Genomic DNA, 22,095 nt, shown 5'->3' with positions numbered 1-22,095 from the left:
ACCTCGAACACACACTTGCATTCAGGTTGCGCGGTTTTGCCACGCTCCGGGAGGTTTGTCTGTCACCGGCAAGCCACGGTTCAAATGTTCTGGAATGCGAGATGTTCCTCGACTTCAGCGCGTCGCCGCCGGACCGCCACAATCGCGCAACCGCTTCAACTTGTGGTGTTCGCGCCGCCCTCGGCCGGATCGTCGGCGGCGGCTTCGTCGAGTTTGCGATAGAGCGTCGAGCGGCCGATCTTCAACCGCCGCGCGACTTCCGACATCTGGCCGCGGTAATGCGAGATCGCAAACCGGATGATCTCGTTCTCCATCTCCTCGAGCGGCCGCACTTCGCCGGCGCTGGTCAGCATCGCAAGGCTGCCCACGGCCGCGAGGGGCGTCATAGGTACTTCAATACCGGAACCCATGGCCGGTGCGGTCGAAGGCCCAACGATCAGGGGTTCGCTGTGCTGGACATGACCGTCCGGAACGTTGTGGGCTGCGGCTTGCGGGAAATCCGCCAGGCCAAGCTGATCGCTCTCGCTCATGACAACGGCGCGATACACGGTGTTTTCGAGCTGGCGGATGTTGCCGGGCCAATCGAGCTGCGAAAGATGCGCCATCGCCTCGCCACTGATGCCGGTGATGGTGCGATTTTCTTCGGCGCAAAACCGCGCCAGGAAATGCCGCAACAGATGTGGGATGTCTTCGCGGCGCATCCGCAATGGCGGGATCGTCAGCGGCAAAACGTGCAGGCGATAGAACAGATCCTCGCGGAACTGACCGTTCTTGACGAGGTCGAGCAGCTTGCGGTTGGTCGCGGAAATGATGCGGACGTCGACCTTCACCGGCTTGCGACCGCCGACCGCCTCGACCGTGCCTTCCTGCAGCGCGCGCAGCAGCTTCACTTGGGCGGCCAGCGGCAATTCGCCGACCTCGTCGAGAAACAGCGTGCCGCCGGTGGCTTCGACGAATTTGCCCATGTGGCGTTCGGTGGCGCCGGTGAAGGCGCCCTTCTCATGGCCGAACAGGATCGACTCCACGAGATTGTCGGGGATCGCGCCGCAATTGACCGCCACGAACGGCTTTGATTTGCGCTCGCCGCTGCCGTGGATGGCGCGAGCGAACAATTCCTTGCCGACGCCGGATTCGCCCTCGATCAGCACCGGAATGGTGGACGAGGCCGCCTTCTGCGCGGTGCGCAGCACGGCCGCCATGGCTTCGCTGCGGGTGATGATGTCGGCAAAGGTCAGCCGGCCCTCGCGGCTGTGTCGGATGCGCTGCAATTCGCCCTTCAGCGCCGAAGTATTGAGCGCGTTGCGCAGCGACACCTGCAGCCGTTCGAAGCTGGCCGGCTTGACCACGAAATCCTGGGCGCCGGCGCGCATCGCGGACACCACATTGTCGATGCCGCCATGCGCGGTTTGCACGATGACGGGGACGCTCAAGCCGGCTTCACGAATTTTTGCGAGCACGCCGAGCCCATCGAGGCCGGGCATTACCAGATCGAGCACCACGGCGTCGATCCCCTGGCCGTCCGGTGCAGTCAGTAAGGCTACGGCCGCGTCGCCGCTGTCGACGACGACGGCCTCGTAACCGCATTTCTGCACCATGTTTTCAACCAAACGGCGCTGTACGGCGTCGTCGTCGGCAATCAAAATGGAGGCAGCCATGGTTTTCCCCGCGCGTTACGACTATCTGTCTCGAATCGGGGCACTGTCGCCGATGCCGATTAACGCCCTCTTAAACCTTGCCGTCCCGCTTTCATCCCACCGTCGCAGCTTCTCTGATTGAACACAGGTTTCGAACAAGATGACCTCGCGCTCCTCGTCAGCTCTCCGCAAGTCGACCGCTCAACGCAAATCCACCGCCAAGAAAGCTTTGTCCAACGTTTCGACCAAACCCGCGGCCAAATCTGCAACCAAGCCGGGCAAATTGCCGGAATGGAATCTGGCCGATCTCTATTCCGGTATCGACGCGCCGGAAGTTACGCGTGATTTGCAAAAGATGGATGCAGATTGCGTCGCGTTTGAGACCGACTACAAAGGCAAGCTTGCGGAACACACCGCAAAAGAAGACGGCGGCAAATGGCTGGCCGAAGCGGTCAGGCGGTATGAGGCGATCGACGATCTCGCCGGCCGGCTCGGCTCCTATGCCGGCCTTATTCATGCCGGCGACAGCGTCGATCCCGCCATCACCAAATTCTACGGCGACGTTTCCGAACGGATGACCAATGCGTCGGTGCATCTGTTATTTTTCGCGCTCGAACTCAACCGTGTTGACGATAGCGTGATCGAACGCGCGCTGCAGACGCCCGAGCTTGGGCATTACCGGCCGTGGATCGAGGACCTCCGCAAGGACAAGCCGTATCAGCTCGAGGATCGCGTCGAGCAGCTGTTCCACGAAAAATCCCAGAGCGGCTATGCCGCCTGGAACCGGCTGTTCGACCAGACCATCTCCGGCCTGCGCTTCAAGGTCTCGGGAAAAGAACTGGCGATCGAACCGACGCTCAACCTGCTGCAGGACCGCGCGCCGGAAAAGCGCAAGGCGGCGGGCCAGGCGCTGGCAAAAACCTTCAAGGACAATGAGCGCACCTTTGCGCTGATCACCAACACGCTCGCCAAGGACAAGGAGATTTCCGACCGCTGGCGCGGTTTCCAGGACGTCGCCGATTCCCGGCATTTGAACAACCGCGTCGAGCGCGAGGTGGTCGATGCGCTGGTCGGTTCGGTTCGCGCGGCCTATCCAAAACTGTCGCATCGCTATTATGCGCTGAAGGCCGGCTGGTTCAAAAAGAAGAAGCTCGCGCATTGGGATCGCAACGCGCCGCTGCCGTTCGCGGCCACCGGCACCATCGCCTGGCCCGAGGCGCGCAACATGGTGCTGACCGCGTACCGCGGCTTCTCCGCAGAGATGGCCGATATCGCCGAACGGTTCTTTACCGATCGCTGGATCGACGCGCCGGTGCGGCCGGGAAAAGCGCCGGGCGCGTTCTCGCATCCCACCACGCCCTCGGCGCATCCCTATGTGCTGATGAATTATCAGGGCAAGCCGCGCGACGTGATGACGCTGGCGCATGAACTCGGCCACGGCGTGCATCAGGTGCTGGCGGCCAAAAACGGAGCGCTGATGGCGCCGACGCCGCTGACCTTGGCGGAGACCGCCAGCGTGTTCGGCGAAATGCTGACCTTCAAGCGGCTGCTGGGAGAGACCAAGAACTCAAAGCAGCGGCAGGCGCTGCTCGCCGGCAAGGTCGAGGACATGATCAACACCGTGGTGCGGCAGATCGCGTTCTATTCGTTCGAGCGCGCGATTCATACCGAGCGAAAGAACGGCGAATTGACCGCCGAGCGGATCGGCCAGATCTGGCTCAGCGTGCAGGGCGAGAGCCTCGGCCCTGCGATCGACATCCGTCCCGGCTACGAGAATTTCTGGATGTACATCCCGCACTTCATTCATTCGCCGTTCTACGTCTACGCCTATGCGTTCGGCGATTGCCTGGTGAACTCGCTCTACGCGGTCTACGAGAACGCCTCCGACGGCTTTGCCGAGCGCTATCTGGCGATGCTCGCCGCCGGCGGCACCAAGCATTATTCCGAACTGCTCAAACCGTTCGGGCTCGATGCCAAGGACCCCAAATTCTGGGACGGCGGGCTGTCGGTGATCTCGGGCATGATCGACGAACTGGAGACGATGGGCTGAGGGTTCCCACGTAAAACATCTGTTGAACGGAGAGGTAAATTCCGTTATACATTCCGTATAACGGAGATTCGGCCATGAGCGAACGATCGAAAATTGCGCCTGATACCCGTGGCCAATTAATCGGAACAGTCGAGATCAAGAAGATTGGCAATTCTTCGGGGATTATCCTCTCGAAGGATGTAATGGCTCGAATGAATGTCAGCGTTGGCGATACGCTTTATGCGACACTTACGCCCGACGGTGGAGTTCGACTAACTCCCCACGATCCGGATTTTGAGAAGGCGATGGAAGTCGCGCGGCGTGGCATGAAGCGTTACCACAATGCCTTGGCCGAGCTTGCCAAATGACCGAGCCGTTTTGGCTCACCCGCCAAATGATTGTTGCGATCCACGATGAGCAACTCACGATCCACGGTGGCGCAAGCGGTTTGCGAGACGAGGGCATGCTCGAATCTGCTCTCGATCGGCCGAAAAACAGGTGGTCCTATGAGCAGGCTGACCTGCCCGAACTGGCGGCGGCCTACGCCTTTGGGATCGCGCGCAATCATCCGTTTGTAGACGGCAATAAGCGCACCTCGCTGCTGGCGCTGTACACCTTCCTGGGCGTGAACGGCGTTGATTTTATCGTGCCTGAAGCGGAGGCGGCGGCTATGATTCTTTCCCTTGCCGCCGGCGAAGTGAGCGAGGCGAGCCTAACCCGCTGGATCAGGGATAATTGGCCTTCCGAATGACCCGATAAGTGGCCATTAGAGGTTCGTCCGGCGTTGCCCTCCCAACCACTTTGCGGTATTTCGACGCCAGATTTCGAACTTTGACTGGGGATACCGATGGCTGACCATAACGAAGTGGCCTACACGACCGCGGATGGCAACGATTATCCGGCCCATGAGCAGACCTATGAAGGTTTCATCATGCTGGTGAAATACGGCACTGCCGCCGTCGTCATCATCGTCGCCCTGATGGGCTTCTTTCTCACTTGATCCATCGCCGGCTGCGCCGCCGGATCCGGCGGCGATCCGAAAAATTGCATCTCATCCGGTTGCGAAACCGGTATCCAAGCTGGCGAAAATAACGCTAGTTTGATTGTGCGCGCGCCCCTCGCGCCGCCGGAGGCCCCATGAAGATTGCCGTTGCCAAGGAAATCGATCCATCCGAGCCGCGGGTCGCCGCTTCCCCCGACACCATCAAGAAGTTCAAGGCGTTGGGCGTCGATATCGCGGTCGAGCCTGGCGCGGGGATCAAGTCGGGCCTGCCGGATTCGGAATTCACCGCGGCCGGCGCTACCGTCAGCGCGGACGCGTTGAAGGATGCCGACATCATCATCAAGGTGAAGCGGCCGGAAGCCTCCGAGCTTGCCCAGTACAAGCGCGGCGCGCTGGTGATCGCCATCATGGATCCCTACGGCAATGAGGCCGCGCTGAAAACCATCGCGGATGCCGGCGTCTCGGCGTTCGCGATGGAATTGATGCCGCGCATCACCCGCGCCCAGGTGATGGATGTGCTGTCCAGCCAGGCGAATCTGGCCGGCTATCGCGCGGTGATCGAGGCGGCCGAAGCTTTCGGCCGCGCCTTCCCGATGATGATGACCGCGGCCGGCACCATTCCGGCCGCCAAAGTGTTCGTGATGGGCGTCGGCGTTGCCGGCCTGCAGGCGATCGCGACCGCGCGGCGGCTCGGCGCCGTCGTCACCGCGACTGACGTGCGGCCCGCGACGAAAGAGCAGGTCGAAAGTCTCGGCGCCAAATTCCTCGCGGTCGAGGACGAAGAGTTCAAGAACGCCCAGACCGCCGGCGGCTACGCCAAGGAAATGTCGAAAGAGTACCAGGCCAAGCAGGCCGCGCTCACCGCCGAACATCTCAAGAAGCAGGACATCGTGATCACGACGGCGCTGATCCCGGGGCGCCCGGCGCCGAAACTCGTCAGCAGCGAGATGGTCAAGTCGATGAAGCCGGGTTCGGTGCTGGTCGATCTCGCGGTCGAGCGCGGCGGCAATGTCGAGGGCGCCAAGCCCGGCGAGATCGTCGACGCCGACGGCGTCAAGATCGTTGGCTACACCAATGTCGCCGGCCGCGTCGCGGCATCGGCGTCGAGCCTGTACGCCCGCAACCTGTTTTCATTCATCGAGACCCTGATCGACAAGCCCAGCAAGTCGCTCGCGGTGAACTGGGAGGACGAACTGGTGAAAGCCACCGCGCTGACCAAGGACGGCGCCGTCATCCATCCGAACTTCCAGCCGAAAGCATAAGGAGAGAGCCATGGAGCATGTAGCCCAAGTCGTTGATCCCTTTACGTTCCGGCTGTCGATTTTCGTCCTCGCCGTGTTCGTCGGCTATTTCGTGGTGTGGTCGGTGACCCCTGCGCTGCATACCCCGCTGATGTCGGTGACGAATGCGATCTCTTCGGTGATCGTGGTCGGCGCGCTGCTCGCGGGCGGTGTCGGCATGGTCAGTGGCGGCAGCGGCTGGGCGCGCGGCTTTGGCTTCATCGCCCTGATCTTCGCCAGCGTGAATATCTTCGGCGGCTTCCTTGTCACCCAGCGCATGCTGGCGATGTACAAGAAGAAGGCCAAGTGAGCGGCGTGCACCTCGGGGTGACGAAGATAAAGGGGGACCTGAGATGAACGCCAATCTGGCTGCAGTTTTGTATCTCGTGGCGGGTGTGTTGTTCATCCTGTCGCTGCGCGGGCTGTCCAGTCCGGCCTCATCCCGGCAGGGCAATTTCTTCGGCATGATCGGCATGGTGATCGCGATCGCGACCACGCTGGCCAGCCATCCGCCGGCGGACGGTCTCGCCTGGCTGTTGGTCGTGCTCGGCATTGCGATCGGCGGCAGCATCGGTGCGGTGATTGCGCGCCGGGTGCCGATGACCTCGATGCCGGAACTCGTCGCCGCGTTCCATTCGCTGGTTGGCATGGCCGCGGTGCTGGTCGCCGCCGGTGCCTTCTATGCTCCGGAAGCCTTCGACATCGGCACCCCCGGCAACATTCATGCGCAGAGCCTGGTCGAAATGTCGCTCGGCGTCGCCATCGGCGCGCTGACCTTCACCGGCTCGGTGATCGCGTTCCTGAAACTGTCGGCCCGCATGAGCGGCGCGCCGATCATCCTGCCCGGACGCCACATCATCAACATCGCCCTGGCCCTGGCCCTGGTGTTCTTCATCGTCGGCCTCGTGCTCTCCGGCAGCGCGCTCGACTTCTGGCTGATCACGATCATCGCGCTGGCGCTCGGCGTGCTCATGATCATCCCGATCGGCGGCGCCGACATGCCGGTCGTGATCTCGATGCTGAACTCCTATTCCGGCTGGGCCGCGGCCGGCATCGGCTTCACGCTCGGCAATTCGGCGCTGATCATCACCGGCGCGCTGGTCGGCTCCTCCGGCGCGATCCTGTCCTACATCATGTGCCACGCGATGAACCGTTCCTTCATCTCGGTCATCCTCGGTGGCTTCGGCGGCGAGACGGCGGCAGCCGGCGGCGGTGGCGGCGAACAGAAGCCGGCGAAGCTCGGCTCCGCCGACGACGCCGCCTTCATCATGAAGAACGCCTCCAAGGTCATCATCGTGCCCGGTTACGGCATGGCGGTGGCGCAGGCCCAGCATGCGCTGCGCGAAATGGCCGACACGCTGAAGAAGGAAGGCGTCGAGGTGAAGTACGCGATTCACCCGGTCGCGGGCCGCATGCCCGGCCATATGAACGTGCTGCTCGCCGAGGCCAACGTGCCCTATGACGAGGTGTTCGAGCTCGAGGACATCAACTCCGAATTCGCCCAGGCCGACATTGCCTTCGTGATCGGCGCCAACGACGTCACCAACCCGGCCGCCGAGGACGACAAGACCTCGCCGATCTACGGCATGCCGGTACTGCAGGTGTGGAAGGCCGGCACCGTGATGTTCATCAAACGCTCGCTGGCCTCGGGCTATGCCGGCATCGACAATCCGCTGTTCTATCGCGACAACACCATGATGCTGCTCGGCGACGCCAAGAAGGTCACCGAGAACATCGTCAAGGCGATGTAACCCACCGTCGGGAAATCATGACCGCGCTGAAATGGCTGCTGATCATCGTTTCGGTCGGCTATGCCTGCGGTCTGGCCGTGCTGTTCCTGGTGCAGCGGGCGTTCCTGTTTCCGGTCCCGCAAACGGCGCGCACCTCGCCGGAAGCGGCCGGCTTTCCGGAAGCCGAAGAGCATATCCTGACCACGGCCGATGGCGAGAAGGTCATCGTCTGGCATGTGCCGGCGAAACCGGGTCACCCGGTGGTGCTTTATTTCCACGGCAACGGCGATTATCTCGCCGGTTTCTTTGGCCGCTTTCGCGATCTGATCTCGGACGGGACCGGCGTCGTCGCCCTGTCGTATCGCGGCTATGCCGGCTCGAGCGGAAAACCGAGCGAGGGCGGCGTGCTCGCGGATGCCGCGGCGGCCTATGCCTTTACGACGGCGCGCTATAGCGCGGACCGGATTGTGGTCTGGGGTTTTTCGCTCGGCACCGGTGTCGCGGTGGCGGTCGCGGCCGAACAACCGGTTGGCAGGCTGATCCTTGAGGCGCCCTATACGTCGATCGTGGACGTCGCCGCCGCGGCGTTCTGGATTTTTCCGGTGCGGCTGGTGATGCTGGATTCCTTTCGCTCCGACCAGCGAATCGCGCGGGTCAAAGCGCCGCTCCTGATCATGCATGGCGCGCGCGATCCCACGATTCCGATTGCCTTTGGCGAACGGCTGTTCGCGCTCGCGCACGAACCGAAGCAGTTCGTCCGCTTCCCCGAAGGCGGCCACAACGATCTGGACAGTTTTGGCGCGAGTGAGGTAGCGCGACAATTCATCAATGCAGCGAAAGGCTGACGGCCGCGATTGTTTGGCGCATAGTCCGCGCGCAGGATTTTTGAGGATTTGGTTGCATGAGCGCACACGGCCCGATGCCGCGATCGGCATGGATTTTTCCGGCACTGGCGGTGCTGCTTTTTGTGGTCGCCAGCGCGCTCGGACTGTCGTTCAGGCCGTCGGCCGGTGGGCTGGTGTTCGCGGCGGTACTGCTCGCGATCCTGTTCGGCACCGTGTTCGCGGCGGTCCATCACGCCGAGATTATCGCCGAGCGGATCGGCGAGCCCTATGGCACGCTGCTGTTGACGCTCGCGGTCACCATCATCGAGGTCGCGCTGATCGCGACCATCATGCTGGGTGAAAAGCCTGCGCCCGGATTGGCGCGCGACACGGTGTTTGCCGTGGTCATGATCGTGTGCAACGGCCTCGTCGGTGTCTGCATCTTCATTGGCGGCCTGCGTTATCGCGAGCAGGATTTCCAAGTCTCCGGCGCCAACCTTTATCTCAGCGTTCTGTTCGTGCTGGCGACCATCACGCTGATCATGCCCAATTACACGCTGACGACGCCGGGGCCGGTCTATTCGGCAGCCCAGCTTGGCTTCGTCGGTGTGGTCACCCTGCTTCTCTACGGCGTGTTCCTCTACACCCAGACCATCCGGCATCGCGATTTCTTCATCAGCGACGCCGTCGGCGGCGCGGAGGGCGGAACGCAGATTTCGAATCGTATGTTTGCGCTGAGTATGGTGCTGCTGCTGGTCTCGCTGCTGGCGGTCGTGCTGCTGGCGAAGAAGTTTTCGCTCGTGGTCGATGTCGCGACCTCGATGATCGGCGCGCCGCCGGCCTTTGCCGGTTTGCTGGTGGCACTATTGATCTTGCTGCCCGAAGGTGTCGCCGCCGTCGCCGCCGCGCGAAAGAACGACCTGCAGAAGAGCATCAATCTGGCGCTCGGTTCGTCGCTGGCGACCATCGGGTTGACGGTTCCGGCGGTGGCGGTTGTCGCCTTCGCGTTCAACAAGTCGTTGGAACTCGGACTGATCGACGAGTATATGGTTTTGCTGCTGTTGACGTTCTTCCTCAGCATCCTCACCTTCGGCACCGGCCGCACCAACATCCTGTTCGGGCTGGTGCATATGGTGGTGTTTGCCGTATTCGTGTTCATGGTATTCGTGCCGTAATTACTTGCCGCAAGTCCCCGGAGTGAACCAAACCATGCTCAGCGCCAAATCCGACGTTCAGGTCGACACCCCTGAGGTTCGTGTCACCGAGTGGCGGCTGGCGCCGGGCAGCGCCACCGGCCATCACACCCATGGGATGGATTACGTGATCGTGCCGGTGACGTCGGGTGAAATGACCATCGTGGCGCCCAACGGCGAACGCTCGAAAGCGCAGCTCGGCGTCGGCAAATCCTATTTCCGGAAAGCCGGCGTGGAACACGACGTTCTCAACGAAACGGCAAGCGAAATCGTGTTCCTGGAGGTCGAGCTGAAACCGTAACCAATCGGGCATCCGGGGTTCCGCGCCATGTCCGTGCGGAACACGGCAGGTTGGGCTTTGGCGGGCCCGCGAGCCGTTCCGACTTCCAGGCGATCAGGCCGGTTACGGCCGCGCCCGACCGGCTATCTTAACCGCCTATCTTAAGCTGATCGAAACGTCTGTGACACGAAACGTTGCGGCGACCGGGCAATTGCCATCGATCCGTCGCAGTTGATCCCTTAATGTGCCTCAAAGTTCCAGCATCAAAGAGCGGCGGGGAGTGGCCGGCAATGCTGAATTACCTGAAGAAATTTACGATGGACATCCTGCCGTCGGTGGCAGCGACGATCATCGGGGCCTACATCGTCAACCACTACATCGTGAGCAAGCCGGGGGCCAACGCCCCTGTCGCCGCGGCCGTGTCGACCGCCGATCCCAAGACCGATCTCAAGCCCGATCACAAGGCCACCGCCTACAGCAAGCCGGTCGAAAAACCCACCGAGGTCAGCAATCTCCCCGAGGCCGGCGTGAAAGCCAAGGGCATGTCGGAACGCACGCTGCTCGAGCGGTCGGCTTCCGAAAAGGCCGTGGTAATCGAGAAGCCTCAAGACAAAGCTCAAGAAAAAGCTGACGCAAAATCCGCCGATGCAAAGCCGGCCGACGCGCCGGCTGAGACCGCCAGCATTCCTGCCGAACCGCGCCGTCACGCGCCGGCGCCGCGTGAAAAGACGGCCGTCAGGGTCGTGCTTCCGTCGCCCGTGCAGCCGATAACGCCTGCCGTGGCCCCGGCCCCGGTCGCGGTGACGCCAAATCCCGCGCCGCCGGTTGAAGCCGCGGTTGCGCCTGATGAGCACCGTGACGCCAACGATCTCGCCCGGGCCGCGATCGAGCGCCTGCGCGGCAGCAGCGACAATGCGCCCCGTGCGCAGCAGGCCGCCCGTACGCCGGATACACCGCGTGCGCCCGAGGTCGCGGGCGTTCCCGACACCCCCCGTGTCGTGACCGCGCCGGCGCTACGCCCGCTGCCGCCGCCGATCATGGTGTCGACGCCAGCGAGCCCGGCAGGCGACGCGCTCGACCAGGGGTCGCAGCCGAAGCCGCCTTATGCCGGAATCAGCGACCCGAGTCGTCCGACCCCGCCGGCCGACATTCCGCTCGTACGGCCGCCGCTCGATCTGCGCGCCGAGGCGGCCGAGCCGATGGCCAAGGAGCACACCAGCGTCGCCGACGACATGCTGTCGGCGGCGAAGTCGGTGTTTCACGCCGTCCTGCCGAAATAACCAATAGCGTTTTCTGGCGAAAGCCTGCCCCGCACGTGGATAGCGAGGCGGGTTGCGTCGACTTATCTGCCCAAGAAAACGCGTCGAACCAAGAGCTAATTCAGCCGCCGACGCGCGCGAGGCCGCTGCGCGAGGCTTCGTCCCTGGGGCGGATCGCGATCGCGCGGCTGTAGGAAGCGGCTGCCTTGGCCTTGTCGCCGAGCCGCTCGTACGTCAGGCCGCGCGCGGCCCAGGCCGGGGCGCTGTTCGGGTCGGCCTGCACGGCCTCGTCGAGATCGGCGGCGGCTTCCTTGGCCTTGTCGATTGCGAGGTAACTGGTCGCTCGACCAACCAGCGGCTCGGCCCTTTGCGGTGTCAGGCCATTGGCCGCGGTGAAATCCTCGATCGCCTGCTGGTGCTGCTTCTCGCCCTGATAGATCAGGCCGCGGCTGTACAGGGCTTGCGCGTTGTAGGGGTCAAGCGCGAGCGCGCGATCGAATTCCGCAAGGGCTTCTTCGGTCTTGCCGGATTTGGCCAGCACCTGGCCGCGCGTGGTGTAGCCCTGGGCATCGCTGGCGCTGCGGGCGCTGATATCATCGGTCGGTTTCTGCGCGACCGGCTTCGGCTTTTCACTGTCGGATCCCCACGATCCCAGATCGAACGAGCAGCCGGCAAGCGGGATCGCAAGGGTGATCGCAAGCAGGACCAGCGGCGCCGCGGCGCGGCGGCGGCAACGCGAAACTCCGGAGGCAGCCAGGGGAGCCGGAATAGCCATTGTGGAAAATGCTCGCGCGGAGAACCCTGTATTGGTAACCCGGAAAATGCGCCCCGCAAAACAACAACGCGGGCGCAAGGCCCGCGTCATCGGATTCTCAAATCTGCACCAGGGATCAGCGCGGTCCGCGACCTGCGCCCGGACCACCACGGCCGCCGCCAGCGCCACCGCGCTCGGCACCCGGACCGGCGCCAAACACCGGCTTCGGCTTCATCGGCAGCAGGCCTTCGCGCTGCAGCTTCTTGCGGGCCAGCTTGCGCGCACGGCGCACGGCTTCGGCCTTTTCGCGGGCCTTCTTCTCGGAGGGCTTTTCATAGTGTCCGCGGAGCTTCATCTCGCGGAAAATGCCCTCGCGCTGCATCTTCTTCTTCAGCGCCTTGAGGGCTTGATCGACGTTGTTATCGCGGACGAGAACCTGCACGCGGCATCCTCTTTCAATTGAACGGATAGGAATTCGGGTAAAGCAAAGGGTCGGCGAAAGGCCTGACCCTTAACCTTGAGGGCGCGGATGTATCAGACAAAACCGGCCATGTCCACCTGCGGGACGGGGGTTTGTGCCGGAAAAGGCCCGAATCACTTCGCATAAGCTTGGTTCCAGACCTTCAGTGCACCTTAACGAGGCTTGCCTAGGTTTCGGTCAGCCAAGGGGAGGAAATCATGAACACAAGAAAGTACGCAGCCGAGGCGATTGGGACGTTTTGGCTGACTTTCGCGGGCTGCGGCAGCGCGGTCATCGCGGCGGCATTTCCCCAAGTCGGCATCGGATTGGTGGGGGTCGCGCTGACGTTCGGGCTTAGCGTCGTGACCATGGCCTATGCGATCGGCCATATCTCCGGCTGCCATCTCAATCCCGCGGTGACGGTGGGCCTCGCCGCAGGCGGGCGCTTTCCGGCGGGGCAGGTCGCCCCCTATGTCATCGCGCAGGTGATCGGCGCCATTGCTGCTTCCGCGCTGCTTTATGTCATTGCCAGCGGCGCTGCCGGCTTCGACGTTGCCAAGGGTTTTGCGTCCAACGGCTATGGGGCGCATTCGCCGGGCCAATACAGCCTGGTCGCGTGCTTCATCATGGAAGTGGTGATGACCATGATGTTCCTGTTCATCATCATGGGCGCGACCCACGGCAAGGCGCCCGCAGGCTTCGCGCCGCTCGCCATCGGATTGGCGCTGGTGATGATCCATCTCGTCAGCATTCCCGTCACCAACACTTCGGTGAATCCGGCGCGCAGCACCGGTCCGGCGCTGTTCGTCGGCGGATGGGCGCTGGCGCAGCTCTGGCTGTTCTGGGTCGCGCCGCTGATCGGCGGGGTGCTGGGTGGCGTGATCTATCGCTGGCTCAGCGATGAGCCGGGCGGTGTCGTCGCAGGTACCTGACGCGGGCGGCGGCTATTTCTCACGCGGCAGCACCTCGGTGACGTGTCCCATCTTGCGGCCCGGCCGCGGCGGGCCCTTGCCGTAAAGGTGCACGGTCGCACCGGGGACCGTCAGCCATTGCTCATAGCCCAGGATGTCGTCGCCGATCAGGTTCGTCATAGTCACCGGGCCATGGCGGACCGGCTTGCCGAGCGGCCAGCCGGCAATGGCGCGGATGTGCTGCTCGAATTGCGAGATCGAGGCGCCGTCGAGCGTCCAGTGGCCGGAATTGTGCACCCGCGGCGCGATCTCGTTGACCAGCACCTGCGGCCCGCCATTCTCCATCACCACGAACATCTCGACCGCGAGCACGCCGACATAGTCCAGCGCATTGGCGATCTTCTCGGCGATCGATCGCGCCTGCGCGGCGAGCTCATCCGGGATATCGGCCGGGGCGCGCGAGATTTTCAGAATATGGTCGCGGTGCTCGTTTTCGGTGACGTCGTAGCATTCGACATCGCCGTTGGCGCTGCGCGCGGCGATCACGGAGATTTCGCGCTCGAACGGCACGAACGCCTCGAGGATCGCGGATTTGGTGCCGAGATCGTTCCAGATCTGATCGGGATCGTCGCCCTCGCGGATGATGGCCTGGCCCTTGCCGTCATAGCCGAAGCGGCGGGTTTTTATCACCGCCGGAAGGCCAATGCGGTTGATTGCCGCGCGCAGTGTCGCCGCCGAAGACACGTCGGCATAGTCCGCGGTGCCGATGCCGAGCCTGGTGATAAAGTCCTTTTCGATCAGCCGGTCTTGCGTGGTCTCGAGGATCTTCTGCGCAGGGAGCACCGGGCGGCGCGCGGCCAGCACCATGGCGGTCGCGGCCGGTACGTTCTCGAATTCATAGGTGACGACGTCGACGTCGTTGGCGAACAGCTCCAGCGCCTCGACATCGGCATATTCGGCGCAGGTCGCATTCAGCACGACGTCGAAGGCGGGCGAATCCGGGTCCGGCGAAAACACCTGGCACCTGAACCCGAGGCGCGCCGCCGCCATGGCCAGCATCCGGCCCAATTGTCCGCCGCCGAGAATTCCGATGGTGTCGCCCGGCTGCAGCTTCACCTGACTTGAAGCTGTCACGCCGTTCCCTCCGGCCGCTCGGCGACCGCCTCGGTTTGCTGTTGACGCCAGGCGGCGAGCCTTGCCGCCAGCGCCGGATCGTTCAGCGCGAGCACGCTGGCCGCGAGCAGCGCGGCGTTGATGGCGCCGGCTTTTCCGATCGCCAGCGTCCCGACCGGGATGCCTGCGGGCATCTGCACGATCGAGTACAGCGAATCGACGCCGGACAGCGCCTTGGATTCGACGGGAACGCCGAACACCGGAAGTTCCGTCAGCGCCGCCGCCATACCCGGCAGATGCGCCGCACCTCCGGCGCCGGCGATGATGATCTGAAAGCCCTCGGTCTTGGCCCCCTTGGCGAAAGCGTACAGCCGGTCCGGGGTGCGATGGGCCGAGACGATGCGCTTTTCACAGGCAATACCGAGCGCCGCCAGTGTTTCGGCGGTATGGCGCATGGTTTCCCAGTCGGACTGGCTTCCCATGATGATGGCGATGGGGGCGGTCATGTCGTCAATTCTGTTCGGGAATCCAGAAACATAGGCCGGATTATAGGGTCGGCCCGGGCTTCATCCAAGGCGTGGCAAGGGGTACGGAATGGACTATCCTGTCTTGGTGAATCCCGGCAAGCCTTCATAAGCAAGCCTGCACAGGGAAGGCCATGAAGAAGAAAACCAGGGCGGCAGCCTCAGGGGCTGCAAAAAGCCGTAAAACCGCCGCGGCAGGGCGCAAGGCCGCGCCGCGCCGCCCCCCTGCGTCGCTCCCCCCGCCTCCGGCCGCGCTCGGCGATGCCAAATCGACGATTCGGCGGCTCAAGACGCAGTTGGCGCAGGCGCTGGCGCGGATCGACGAGTTGCAGGCCTCGGCTGAGACCGACTTCCTGCTGGATATCCTGAACCGGCGCGGTTTCGAGCGCGAACTCCACCGCTCGATCGCCTACATCAAGCGCTATCACGCCAGCGGCGCCTTGATCATACTCGACGTCGATCGCTTAAAGCCGGTCAACGATGCCTTCGGGCACGCCGCGGGCGATCAGGTGCTCAAGGCCATTGCGGCCACGCTCTGCAGCCAGGTGCGCTCTTCGGATGTGGTCGGCCGGCTCGGCGGCGACGAGTTCGCGCTGCTGTTGTGGAACCTCAGCGAGACCGATGCCAAGGCCAAGGCGGCGGCGCTGGAGGCGGCGATCGATCGTCTCACCTTCGTGTTTAGCGGCGAAACCGTCGCCGCGGGCGCATCCGCCGGCGTCGCGATCCTCGGTCCTCATGCGGAAGCCGGCCGCGCGCTGGAAGAGGCCGACAGCGCGATGTATGTGCGCAAGGCGCAGCGGCGGCATGAGGGTGAAGCGAACGGCATGCCATCGTCACTTCGAGCCAACGGCTCGCGCGAACCGCGCGTCCGACAACCGGCTCCGCGACTTGTCCGCCGTAGCTCAACGAGCGAAGGCGGAAGCAATCCATAAGCGGTCAAACGTGCAAGACGGACCGGATTGCTTCGTCGCCGACGCCTGCTGCAATGACGAAAAAAATCTACAGCCCGCTCAGATCGTCCGGCACGTTGCCGAATTTCCGCAGCAATTGCGCGTCGCCGAATTCGCCGATCATGGGATCGCCCGTACGGCTGAACGCAACGGCGCCGATGCTGCCGGGGGTCCGCGACAGGATCTCGGCGCGCCGCAATGCGGTGGTCGGGCTCTGGCATTCCTCCGCCGCGCCCGCGACCGGCGAGCCGTCGTCATCCTGCAGGAATGGCAGTGCTACGTAGTACGTGACATCGGCCATCTTTATCACTCCCGTCTTGATCGATCAGGCGGCACTACTGCTAGCGCGTGACGTCCCCGTCTTTTGTTTCGACGCGCTCTCGTCACGCGAACCGGTCGCCACTTCGCTGGAATATGATCTGGCCGGCACGCAGCCGGCCGCGATCGCCGCCTGCAATTCCTCCAGTTCGGTTTCCAGATATTCGTTCGCCATGATCAGCGCCTTGATGGTCGAGCGCAGATTGCCATCGCACATCGCGATCGCCTGGTCGCAGGCCTGCTCGTAACGGCTGTTGTCGGACAGGGACGATGGTGCGGACATAGGAAGCTCCCTCTTTGGCTGGCGGCAGGGATATGTTCTTCTTTTGTTCTGGTAGAGTCAAGCCGGAGCAGCCGCGCAAAATTCGTTTTCCCGGCACTGCTGCCCGCCTTGCGCAAGCGGCGTGCGGAAGGTGAACCGCGTCGCCTGCGGCGACGATGTCACGTCGCTGGTTCCGCCATCGGCGCGCGCTTTCGGAAGCGGGTGTCGGGAAAATCGCGCGGCGCGGAACGAAAACGATATTCGGCACTTAACGCCGATTGGCGGGGAGTTTAAGCGCATGCGTCCTGCGGCCCGCAAAAGGCCTGTGGTGTTGATCGTCGAGGACGAGTTTCTGTTGCGGATGGATGCGGTCGGCATGATCACCGATGCAGGCTTCGAGGTTGTCGAAGCTGCCAATGCCGATGACGCGATCGAAATCCTGGAGGCCCGTCGCGACATCAGTGTCGTGTTCACCGATATCCAGATGCCGGGTTCGATGGACGGGTTGAAACTCGCCCGCGCGGTCAGGGGCCGCTGGCCGCCGATCAAGATCGTCGCGACATCGGGCCTTGTGGATGTCGGGGAAAAAGATCTGCCGGAGGGCGGGCGGTTTTTGCAGAAACCCTACGAGGCCGAAGCGCTCGCCGGCGTGCTGCTGGAGTTGACGGGCGGCACCTGAGTCCGGTCCGGAGCCTGACATCGGGCCGCGCATCACACGGACCCGTCTGCGCGATGCCGGAATGGCAGTCAACACCGGCAATCAGGCAATGATATCAGGCGTGATCTGGTCTTCGATGAAGGCGATGCGGTCGCGCAATTGCAGCTTGCGCTTCTTCAAGCGCTGCAGCCGCAGCAAGTCGGGCGCCGGCGATTGATGCAGGGCATCGATCGCCGCGTCGAGATCGCGGTGCTCCTGCTGCAGCCTCGCCAGCTCAGTATGGAGTTCGCGCTCATCTTCGTTGGTCATGGTGTACGTTAGCTAATAAGCACGATGAGGTTGTAAACGGTTTTTCGGAAGCCGCCGGGCGAATATCGTCCCTGTGAGCCCGCTCCGCAAGCTGACCAGGTTCCATACTCACGATTGGTTACAGATAAATCCGAAAATATGAGCCAGGCGATTCGCGATACCCATCGACAGATTCGGTGGCTTGTGTACACTTATTCGTCCGGATCGAATCTGAGGTTTTACCCACCGAGGAGATTTCGTATGGCAATACAGGCGCATCTTGTTGAACTGGAACGTAAACACAAGATTCTCGAAAATGAATTGCACGAAGCGCTCGTGCACCTTTCCACAGACGACCTGCAAATTCTCGAGTTGAAGCGCCGCAAGTTGATGGTCAAGGATGAGATCGAGCGGTTGAAGCACACCGCGAGCGAGACTCTCCACTAGTCGTAACTCCCCAAGTAGCGTTGGAAGCACCCTTTGTCGCCGGATGAGCGCGCTTTGTGCTCATCCGCCGCAGGGGTGTCGCTACGCCTTGGCCAGTTCGCCGACATGGTCCGCGATCGCCAGTGACGACGTCAATCCGGGCGATTCGATGCCGAACAGGTTGATCAGGCCGCTCACGCCGTGATCGCGCGGTCCCTGGATCAGGAAATCCTGGGTCGCTACCGCCGGCGGAACGATCTTCGGCCGGATTCCGGAATAGCTCGGCATCAGCGCGCCGTCCGGCAGAGTCGGCCAGTATTTGCGGATTGCCGGATAGAACCGGTCCGCCCGCGCCGGATCGACCGCGTAGTCGATCGCATCCACCCATTCCACGTCGGGACCGAACCGCGCCTGTCCGGCCATGTCGAGCGTGAGGTGCACGCCCAGTCCGCCGGGTTCGGGCACCGGATAGATCAGGTGCGAAAACGGCGCCCGGGCGCTGCAACTGAAATAGTTCCCCTTCGCCAGATAGGCTGACGGTATCAGCTCGATCGGCATGCCCTCGACGCTGCGCGCGATGGCCGGCGCGCCGAGCCCGGCCGCATTGACGAGCAGATTGCATTCCAGCGTCATCGGCGCGTCGCCGCCGGCCTCGATTTCGATCCTGCCCGCGGCGGCCTTGGCGCGCACCAGCGGCGTGTAAAACGCGTATGCTGCGCCTGCCGCTTCGGCATCGCCCCGCAGCGCCAGCATGTAGGCGTGGCTGTCGATGATCCCGGTGGATGGCGACAGCAGCGCCGCATCGCAATTCAGCGCCGGCTCCAGCGCGCGAGCGGCGTCACCCGCCAGGAGCTGCATATCGAGCACGCCATTGGCTTCGGCATGGGCCCGGATTGATTGCAGTTTTTCGGTTTCTTTCGGCGTCGTTGCGACGATCAGCTTGCCGCAATTGCGATGCGGGATACCGTGATCGCGGCAATACCGGTAGAGCGCGTGCTTGCCGCTGACGCACATCTGCGCCATCAGGCTGCCGGCGCGATAATAGATGCCGGCATGGATCACCTCGCTGTTGCGTGACGAGGTCACGGTGCCGATCCCCTCGGCCGCCTCCAGCACGATCACTTCGCGGCCCGCCTGGGCGAGCTGCCGCGCCACCGCAAGCCCGATCACACCCGCTCCGATGACGACGCAATCAACCTTGTCCATGTGCGCTTCAGGTCCGGAAATTTGGCGCGAAGTTAGGCTGCAACCGCGCTCAGTTATTATCGTTTCGTTCAGCAAAGCGGTCGAGCAACCCCTTGGCAACCCCTTGGATTGTCTCGAAATACACCTCGAACGCCGGCCCCGTTAGTGAAGCATTAATCATGTCAGGGCAATTGCCGTAATTTAAGTCACATTTTTGGGTTGCAAGAGCAGGCGTTTACCCGATCCAAACCCGTGAAGCCAGACACTCCGCCGCGGAAATCCGCGGGTGAATGATGGCTGACAAGAATTGGCAGGCAGGCGGGAAGGATTCGATTCCGGCGCGGGCCGTGCTGCGCATGGTCGCCCCTTTTATCGTTATCCTTGCGCCGTGCGCGGACGCATGGGCGGCATCCGATGACTTTACGCCCCCGAACTATGTCGGCTCCGCCGATCCGAATACGATATGGATCATTCTGCTCGGCGGCCTCGTCATCGCATCATTTCTGATGGCGATCGGGCTGTGGGTAGTTTCGGCCTTGCGCAAGGTCAAGCGGTCGCAACTGCGGCGCAATGCATTTATCAGTTCGGCCCTGAACAATCTCAACCAGGGCGTTGTGATGACCGATGCGGAGCGCCGGATCATCTTCTGCAACGACCGCTATCTCGAAATCTACGGTCTGGTGCGCTCGGACGTCCCCCGCAACATGACCGGTCCGGAATTGCTGGAGTTGCGGCGCAAACGCGGCGTGCTGGATATCAGCGTCGAAGGATTTTATGCCCGGTCCAGCACCCCGGACGGCCTGATCACCGAACTGCCCGACGGCAGATCGGTTCTGGTCAAGCATTTTCAGCTGCCGAACGGCGGCTCTGTCGCAACCCATGACGACTGCACCGAGCAGCGCAAACTGTCGCGAAAGCTGGCATCGACCACACAGTTCCTGGAATCGGTGCTCGACAACGTTCCGGTCTGCGTCGCCGCCAAGAACATCGAGGACGGCCGCTATATTTTCGCCAACCGTGCGTTCGAACGTTTCTCGCGCTTCTCCCGCGATCACATCGTAGGCCGCCGCGCCGACGAGATTTTCAGCCCCGGAACCGCGGCAAGCATCGACAAGGCGGACCGGTCCGCGCTCGATGCGCCCGAAGGTTACTTCCGCAGCGAGCTCTTCGTCGAGCGCGGTTCGGAGAAACGCATTCTCGCCTCCAATCGGGTGGTCGCGCGCAACGAAAACAATGAGCCGGAATTCCTGATCGCACTGTTCGACGACGTCACCGAACGCCGGTCGCTGTCCCGCGAGCTGGAAAACAACAAGAAGTTCCTCGAACTCGTGGTCGACAACATTCCGGTCTCGCTGATCGTCGAGCGCGTCAGCGACGGACGCTATTTGCTGGCCAACCGCAGCGCCGAAACCATTCTCAACCGCCGCCGCGAGGATGCCACCGGCTTGACGGCGGCCGACATCTTCAATCCCCGCGAAGCCAAGCTGATCATCGCGCGCGACGAGGCGGCAATCAAAAAGCGCGGCCTGCTCACCGAAGAACACCCGATCTCCACCAAGGACGGGTTGCGGCTGTTCCTGACCCGTCGCATGACCGTGCTGGACGATAGCGGCGAGCCGCAATATCTGATCAAGACCCATGAGGACGTCACCGATCGGCGCCAGACCGAGTCGCGGATGGCGCACATGGCCTATCATGACGGCCTGACCGACCTGCCGAACCGCGCCGCGTTCCTGCAGGCGCTGGCCCAGATGATCGAGGCCTGCGCCGGCACCGATGAGGAGTTCGCGGTGCTGTGCGTCGACCTCGACGGGTTGAAGGAAGTCAACGACGTGTTCGGCCATGCGATGGGCGACAAATTGCTGATCGAAGTGGCGAGCCGTCTTCAGGACTCCGCCCGCGGCGGCGTGGTGGCCCGGCTCTCGGGCGACGAGTTCGGATTGATCATCGACGGCAAGCAGCCGGCGTCCGCCAAGTTGCTGGCCGAACAGCTTGGCGAAGCGCTGGCGAACGAGTTCCAGATCGACGGCAAATCGGTCCGCACCGGCTGCACCACCGGCATCTCGGTATTCCCGCATAACGGTTCGGACGCTGCCTCGCTGCTCGCCAATGCAGGCGCGGCCCTGTTCCGCGCCAAGGCGAAATCGCGCGGCTCGATCAGCATTTTCGAGCCCGAGATGGACCAGCAGATCCGCGATCGCCGCGTGCTGCATCAGGATCTCTCGCTCGCGATCAAGAACGGCGAAATGTCGCTGCATTACCAGCCGCAGGCCACATCGGGGCCGACGGTTGCCACCAGTGAGGTGATCGGCTTCGAGGCGCTGGCGCGCTGGCTGCATCCGGTGCGCGGTTTCGTCCCGCCCGGCGAGTTCATTCCGCTGGCGGAAGAAAGCGGCCTGATCGTCGAAATGGGCGAGTGGATCCTGCGCGAAGCCTGCCGCGAGGCGGCCTCCTGGCCGGTGCCGCTGCAGGTCGCGATCAACCTGTCGCCGGCGCAATTCATGCACGGCGATGTGGTCAGCCTGGTGCATTCGATCCTGCTCGAAACCGGGCTGGCGCCCGACCGGCTCGAGCTGGAAATCACCGAGGGCGTGCTGATCGAGGATTTCGATCGCGGCGTTGCGCTGTTGCGGCGGCTGAAGGCGCTCGGCGTGCGCATCTCGATGGACGATTTCGGCTCGGGCTATTCCTCGCTGAGCTATCTGCAGGCGTTCCCGTTCGACAAGATCAAGATCGACCGCGCCTTTGTCATGAATCTCGGGCGCAATCCGCAATCGGCGGCGATCGTGCGCGCCGTCATCGACCTCGGCCACGGCCTCGAAATGTCGATCGTCGCCGAGGGCGTGGAGACCCAGGAGCAGCTCGGCTTCCTGTCGGAAGAGGGTTGCGACGCGGTGCAGGGCTATTTCATCGGCAAGCCTTTCCCGATCGGCCAATACGCAGCCCTGGTCGGCCGCCCCGCGGGCAATGTCATGGAGACCGTGCGCAAGACGGGCTAGGTGTGGTGAACTTCG

The 22,095-nt window shown here is 63.1% G+C and carries 24 protein-coding genes and 1 pseudogene; 16 read left to right on the top strand and 9 right to left on the bottom strand.

Translation table 11 applies throughout. From position 1 onward, the window contains the following. Window positions 1-155: 155 nt before the first annotated feature. The gene (locus NL528_RS40040; RefSeq protein WP_309179831.1) at window positions 156-1,655 is read right to left on the bottom strand and encodes a sigma-54 dependent transcriptional regulator; all 1,500 of its coding nucleotides are present in this window, start codon (window positions 1,653-1,655) and stop codon (window positions 156-158) included. A 139-nt stretch (window positions 1,656-1,794) separates the two neighbouring features. Here NL528_RS40040 and NL528_RS40035 point away from each other — a divergent pair, with 139 nt between their 5' ends. From NL528_RS40035 to NL528_RS39985, 11 genes are all read left to right on the top strand, one after another. Next, a complete protein-coding gene (locus NL528_RS40035) occupies window positions 1,795-3,684 on the top strand; it encodes a M3 family oligoendopeptidase (RefSeq protein ID WP_309179829.1) in 1,890 nt (629 codons plus the stop codon). 74 nt (window positions 3,685-3,758) lie between these two features. Next, window positions 3,759-4,031: an AbrB family transcriptional regulator gene (locus tag NL528_RS40030; protein WP_309179828.1), complete on the top strand. Its 273-nt coding sequence runs from the start codon at window positions 3,759-3,761 to the stop codon at window positions 4,029-4,031. Next, a complete protein-coding gene (locus NL528_RS40025; RefSeq protein WP_309179827.1) occupies window positions 4,028-4,414 on the top strand; it encodes a type II toxin-antitoxin system death-on-curing family toxin in 387 nt (128 codons plus the stop codon). The genes NL528_RS40030 and NL528_RS40025 overlap by 4 nt, the downstream gene beginning before the upstream one ends. 96 nt (window positions 4,415-4,510) lie before the next feature. Further along, window positions 4,511-4,663, top strand: coding sequence for an aa3-type cytochrome c oxidase subunit IV (locus NL528_RS40020; RefSeq protein WP_309179826.1), 153 nt, complete (start codon window positions 4,511-4,513; stop codon window positions 4,661-4,663). Window positions 4,664-4,800: 137 nt separating this feature from the next. Beyond that, window positions 4,801-5,928, top strand: coding sequence for a Re/Si-specific NAD(P)(+) transhydrogenase subunit alpha (locus NL528_RS40015; RefSeq protein ID WP_309179825.1), 1,128 nt, complete (start codon window positions 4,801-4,803; stop codon window positions 5,926-5,928). Window positions 5,929-5,938: 10 nt separating this feature from the next. Continuing rightward, a complete protein-coding gene (locus tag NL528_RS40010) occupies window positions 5,939-6,256 on the top strand; it encodes a proton-translocating transhydrogenase family protein (RefSeq protein ID WP_309179824.1) in 318 nt (105 codons plus the stop codon). A gap of 43 nt (window positions 6,257-6,299) precedes the next feature. Then, the gene (locus NL528_RS40005) at window positions 6,300-7,697 is read left to right on the top strand and encodes an NAD(P)(+) transhydrogenase (Re/Si-specific) subunit beta (RefSeq protein WP_309179823.1); all 1,398 of its coding nucleotides are present in this window, start codon (window positions 6,300-6,302) and stop codon (window positions 7,695-7,697) included. Between the two features lie 17 nt (window positions 7,698-7,714). Next, window positions 7,715-8,521 (top strand): alpha/beta hydrolase, encoded by an 807-nt coding sequence (locus NL528_RS40000; protein WP_309179822.1) that lies wholly within the window; start codon window positions 7,715-7,717, stop codon window positions 8,519-8,521. Between the two features lie 56 nt (window positions 8,522-8,577). After that, window positions 8,578-9,675 (top strand): ionic transporter y4hA, encoded by a 1,098-nt coding sequence (locus tag NL528_RS39995; RefSeq protein WP_309179821.1) that lies wholly within the window; start codon window positions 8,578-8,580, stop codon window positions 9,673-9,675. A gap of 34 nt (window positions 9,676-9,709) precedes the next feature. After that, on the top strand, window positions 9,710-9,994 hold the full coding sequence (locus NL528_RS39990) for a cupin domain-containing protein (protein ID WP_074273218.1): 285 nt from the start codon (window positions 9,710-9,712) through the stop codon (window positions 9,992-9,994). Window positions 9,995-10,263: 269 nt separating this feature from the next. Further along, complete coding sequence (locus tag NL528_RS39985) at window positions 10,264-11,253, top strand: hypothetical protein (protein WP_309179820.1); 990 nt, start codon at window positions 10,264-10,266, stop codon at window positions 11,251-11,253. A 100-nt stretch (window positions 11,254-11,353) separates the two neighbouring features. Here NL528_RS39985 and NL528_RS39980 read toward each other — a convergent pair whose 3' ends face one another. Further along, entirely contained in the window at window positions 11,354-12,007 is a 654-nt protein-coding gene (locus NL528_RS39980) for a tetratricopeptide repeat protein (protein ID WP_309179819.1), read from the bottom strand. Window positions 12,008-12,122: 115 nt separating this feature from the next. Continuing rightward, a complete protein-coding gene (gene rpsU / locus NL528_RS39975; RefSeq protein ID WP_074273221.1) occupies window positions 12,123-12,428 on the bottom strand; it encodes a 30S ribosomal protein S21 in 306 nt (101 codons plus the stop codon). Window positions 12,429-12,664: 236 nt separating this feature from the next. Between rpsU and aqpZ the strand changes: the two genes are divergently transcribed. Beyond that, a complete protein-coding gene (aqpZ, locus tag NL528_RS39970; protein WP_309179818.1) occupies window positions 12,665-13,378 on the top strand; it encodes an aquaporin Z in 714 nt (237 codons plus the stop codon). A gap of 12 nt (window positions 13,379-13,390) precedes the next feature. Here aqpZ and NL528_RS39965 read toward each other — a convergent pair whose 3' ends face one another. Both NL528_RS39965 and purE read right to left on the bottom strand, forming a co-directional pair. After that, on the bottom strand, window positions 13,391-14,491 hold the full coding sequence (locus tag NL528_RS39965) for a 5-(carboxyamino)imidazole ribonucleotide synthase (protein WP_309179817.1): 1,101 nt from the start codon (window positions 14,489-14,491) through the stop codon (window positions 13,391-13,393). Then, window positions 14,488-14,976 (bottom strand): 5-(carboxyamino)imidazole ribonucleotide mutase, encoded by a 489-nt coding sequence (purE, locus tag NL528_RS39960; RefSeq protein WP_309179816.1) that lies wholly within the window; start codon window positions 14,974-14,976, stop codon window positions 14,488-14,490. Before purE ends, NL528_RS39965 begins: the two co-directional genes overlap by 4 nt. A gap of 152 nt (window positions 14,977-15,128) precedes the next feature. Here purE and NL528_RS39955 point away from each other — a divergent pair, with 152 nt between their 5' ends. Beyond that, window positions 15,129-15,926 carry a GGDEF domain-containing protein gene (locus NL528_RS39955; RefSeq protein WP_309179815.1) on the top strand — a complete coding sequence of 266 codons (798 nt, stop codon included), beginning with the start codon at window positions 15,129-15,131 and terminating at the stop codon, window positions 15,924-15,926. A gap of 67 nt (window positions 15,927-15,993) precedes the next feature. On the opposite strand, the gene NL528_RS39950 is transcribed toward NL528_RS39955, so the two are convergent. Next, a complete protein-coding gene (locus NL528_RS39950) occupies window positions 15,994-16,245 on the bottom strand; it encodes a hypothetical protein (protein ID WP_309179814.1) in 252 nt (83 codons plus the stop codon). A gap of 108 nt (window positions 16,246-16,353) precedes the next feature. Beyond that, a pseudogene (locus NL528_RS39945) lies at window positions 16,354-16,545 on the bottom strand (hypothetical protein); the annotation flags it as partial. A gap of 277 nt (window positions 16,546-16,822) precedes the next feature. Between NL528_RS39945 and NL528_RS39940 the strand changes: the two are divergent. Then, window positions 16,823-17,203, top strand: a complete 381-nt coding sequence (locus tag NL528_RS39940; protein ID WP_309185196.1) for a response regulator — start codon at window positions 16,823-16,825, stop codon at window positions 17,201-17,203. Between the two features lie 81 nt (window positions 17,204-17,284). Here the strand turns inward: NL528_RS39940 and NL528_RS39935 are convergent, their stop codons facing one another. Continuing rightward, on the bottom strand, window positions 17,285-17,491 hold the full coding sequence (locus NL528_RS39935; protein WP_074273228.1) for a YdcH family protein: 207 nt from the start codon (window positions 17,489-17,491) through the stop codon (window positions 17,285-17,287). Window positions 17,492-17,731: 240 nt separating this feature from the next. Between NL528_RS39935 and NL528_RS39930 the strand changes: the two genes are divergently transcribed. Then, complete coding sequence (locus tag NL528_RS39930) at window positions 17,732-17,917, top strand: DUF465 domain-containing protein (RefSeq protein WP_309179813.1); 186 nt, start codon at window positions 17,732-17,734, stop codon at window positions 17,915-17,917. A gap of 81 nt (window positions 17,918-17,998) precedes the next feature. Here the strand turns inward: NL528_RS39930 and NL528_RS39925 are convergent, their stop codons facing one another. Further along, a complete protein-coding gene (locus NL528_RS39925) occupies window positions 17,999-19,102 on the bottom strand; it encodes an NAD(P)/FAD-dependent oxidoreductase (RefSeq protein WP_309179812.1) in 1,104 nt (367 codons plus the stop codon). Window positions 19,103-19,374: 272 nt separating this feature from the next. Between NL528_RS39925 and NL528_RS39920 the strand changes: the two genes are divergently transcribed. Beyond that, complete coding sequence (locus NL528_RS39920; RefSeq protein WP_309179811.1) at window positions 19,375-22,080, top strand: EAL domain-containing protein; 2,706 nt, start codon at window positions 19,375-19,377, stop codon at window positions 22,078-22,080. Window positions 22,081-22,095 lie beyond the last annotated feature (15 nt).

Origin of the sequence: Bradyrhizobium sp. Ash2021 (assembly GCF_031202265.1) — a bacterium.
In the GTDB taxonomy this organism is placed as follows: domain Bacteria; phylum Pseudomonadota; class Alphaproteobacteria; order Rhizobiales; family Xanthobacteraceae; genus Bradyrhizobium.
The sequence above is the reverse complement of the archived record's forward strand: the minus strand, read 5'-3'. Positions and strand labels throughout refer to the sequence as shown.